This is a genomic window from Acidiphilium sp. 34-64-41, assembly GCF_002282635.1.
GTDB lineage: Bacteria > Pseudomonadota > Alphaproteobacteria > Acetobacterales > Acetobacteraceae > Acidiphilium > Acidiphilium rubrum.
This window is the reverse complement of sequence record NZ_NCJX01000166.1, coordinates 1-2,211: the sequence shown is the minus strand read 5'-3', so window position 1 is coordinate 2,211 and position 2,211 is coordinate 1. Positions and strand designations below refer to the sequence as shown.

The window sequence follows — 2,211 nt, the reverse complement described above, 5'->3', positions numbered from 1 at the left end:
AATCAATCCGAAGCTGGAGGGGGTAGAGGCATGACATGGGCGGCCCGCCTCGCCTCTCTCTCCGATGGAAAATCACCCTATTCCGATAGCTCCGATAGCCCCATTTTACCACCTAACGGACCTAACGGAGCTATCGGAGCTAGGGAGTTTTCAGAAAAAAAACTACCTGCAAACGATCGGCTGATCACCGTGCCATGCAGCCGGTGCGGCACCGCCTCCCGCCCGTTCGCAGAGGTTGTGAACCCCGAGGGGTGGCTATGCGATGCGTGCTGGCCAGCGTGGCCGGATGACGCGGCGGCGGAGCAAGAGGAGATATGGTCATCACGCCTACGGCCGGCGCACGCTGCCGGTGCTGCGATGGATCGGCCTGGTGGACCGAGGCGACCAGCCCGAAAGGATGGCGCTGCACCTGCTGCCACCCACCGGCAGGCATGGCATCGACCGACTACCGGAACGCGCCATGACAAGCCCCGAAACCCTGCTCGACCTCGCCAGTCGAATCGCCCGACTGTCACCCGATCGGCGCGACCCCGAAAAATATCACGCAGAAAAATCAGAGATCGCAGCCGAACTTCGCCGCCTAGCAGGGCAACAGTCATCCGCAACCGTTCATAAGTATTCATCATTATTCGCACCTATGACGCGCCCTGACGCCAAGTGACATAGTAGATTATTATTGCGTATGCACTCGTACTAATCTATTATAGCCTCATGAAAAGTCGGATTAGCTTATCGCTTGATAGCGATTTACTGGACCGGATCGACGCGGCAGCCGAAGCAATCGGCGCTACTCGATCATTCGCGGTTTCAACACTTGTGCGGCGCGGACTGGGCGCGCTGGCAGGCGAGGGCGCGGCGGGTGCGGCGGTATCGGTCCCGTCACACCCGCCGCACCAAGCGCTCATCATCGAAGTCAACCTCGACGCGCCGATCGCACACGTCGCGATAGCCGAGACAATTCAAGCCGCCGCCGAACTCGCGAGGGCGCGGGGCTTTCGGTGGGCTGCAACCGGCCGTCCGCATGAAATCGCCGGCTTGGTGCCGCCGATCGAAGCGACCGCCGCCATCTGCACCACCCTCGAACTCGCAAGCACCCTCGCCACCGCGCCAAATTGGCAAAGATGCCCTCCCCAGCTAGCAAGAATTGGAATGACCGCATGAGCAACAAGACCGAACTTGCCATTACCGAGTTGATGACCGGCACTGCCGTCCGCAGTCATTTGGCCGAAGTTTCTGACCGGGCGGCAAAGATAAAGGGCGAGGCGGCTTGGCAATCGGAATTGGCCGAACTCGCGAGGGCGCAGGCCGAGGAAATTGACCGGCTCAATCTCGCTTTGCAGGATGCCGCTGCCGTGCCGCCGCGCCGTCCATTGCTGGCAACCGGCAGCATCGCCACCCGCCCGAACGGCAGCGCGACAACCCTCGTCGTCGCCATCGATGACCACGGAACTTGCTGGATGATCCACGATGGCGATCGGGCGCACGCCCGATGGGACCGTTTGCCCGATCTGCCCGGGCCGCTCGAAATCGCCCGCACGCTCGAAACTGCCAATGAGCGTGCCGAACGGGAGGCCGAAGCCGAAGCCGAAGCCGTACAGGCGGAGATGGACCGGTTAAACGGCACCGGGATGCGCCGCCGATGAGCGCCGATGCCGCCGCGCTTGACCGAGAAATCCGCAGGCTGATGGCGCAACGCAACGAGATCGACCGCGTTGCAAAAATCCCGGCCGGCCGGATCGAAGCCCGCACCACAACCGAACTCGGTAAGCAGGTCACTCGTTTTTATGGCGACGCCGCCGCCGCCTGGGCACCCTTTATGCCGCCCGTCCGCAACAAAATCACGGGATTCGATCGATGACCAGCCGCACCGCGACCGAAGCCCTGCTCGATGACTTGCGGGAACGCGCGTGGCGCGGCGATGCCGAGGCGCAACGTCAATTCGTCAACATCGGCGCAAAGGCAGCGCAAACGGTTCAAGCAACATCGCAAGAGATCGATAAAATGATCACAGCCAAAGTCTGGAGACCATCATGACCACGTTCGCAAAAAAATTCGCTCCCGCGTTTCAAGTCGCCACCGTCGCGATGCCGCTGCCGGCCGCATTGGCGGACCTCGACCCGCTCGACCTCACACACGGCACACCGGCTGCGCGCTGGACCGCCACGCGCGGCGAAAGCGAAATGGCATTCCGCGCCCGGATCACGGAAGACC

6 protein-coding genes are annotated in these 2,211 nt (G+C 62.1%); all 6 read left to right on the top strand.

Features of this window, described 5'->3' with window-relative positions; all coding sequences use genetic code 11:
- Positions 1-262 precede the first annotated feature (262 nt).
- Positions 263-661 carry a hypothetical protein gene (locus B7X49_RS18610; protein WP_286840626.1) on the top strand — a complete coding sequence of 133 codons (399 nt, stop codon included), beginning with the start codon at positions 263-265 and terminating at the stop codon, positions 659-661.
- Between the two features lie 155 nt (positions 662-816).
- Positions 817-1,161 carry a hypothetical protein gene (locus B7X49_RS18605; protein WP_286702491.1) on the top strand — a complete coding sequence of 115 codons (345 nt, stop codon included), beginning with the start codon at positions 817-819 and terminating at the stop codon, positions 1,159-1,161.
- Positions 1,158-1,643: a hypothetical protein gene (locus tag B7X49_RS18600; protein WP_286702492.1), complete on the top strand. Its 486-nt coding sequence runs from the start codon at positions 1,158-1,160 to the stop codon at positions 1,641-1,643. Before B7X49_RS18605 ends, B7X49_RS18600 begins: the two co-directional genes overlap by 4 nt.
- The gene (locus B7X49_RS18595) at positions 1,640-1,858 is read left to right on the top strand and encodes a hypothetical protein (protein ID WP_286702493.1); all 219 of its coding nucleotides are present in this window, start codon (positions 1,640-1,642) and stop codon (positions 1,856-1,858) included. The genes B7X49_RS18600 and B7X49_RS18595 overlap by 4 nt, the downstream gene beginning before the upstream one ends.
- Positions 1,855-2,034 (top strand): hypothetical protein, encoded by a 180-nt coding sequence (locus tag B7X49_RS18590; protein ID WP_286702494.1) that lies wholly within the window; start codon positions 1,855-1,857, stop codon positions 2,032-2,034. Before B7X49_RS18595 ends, B7X49_RS18590 begins: the two co-directional genes overlap by 4 nt.
- A partial coding sequence (locus B7X49_RS18585) for a hypothetical protein (RefSeq protein WP_286840623.1) occupies positions 2,031-2,211 on the top strand: 181 nt, incomplete at its 3' end. The genes B7X49_RS18590 and B7X49_RS18585, both read left to right, overlap by 4 nt.

Coding starts and splice junctions, on each gene's coding strand:
- B7X49_RS18595 (WP_286702493.1), top strand. CDS start 1,640: ATGAGCGCCGATGCCGCCGCGCTTGACCGAGAAATCCGCAGGCTGATG.
- B7X49_RS18590 (WP_286702494.1), top strand. CDS start 1,855: ATGACCAGCCGCACCGCGACCGAAGCCCTGCTCGATGACTTGCGGGAA.
- B7X49_RS18610 (WP_286840626.1), top strand. CDS start 263: ATGCGTGCTGGCCAGCGTGGCCGGATGACGCGGCGGCGGAGCAAGAGG.
- B7X49_RS18600 (WP_286702492.1), top strand. CDS start 1,158: ATGAGCAACAAGACCGAACTTGCCATTACCGAGTTGATGACCGGCACT.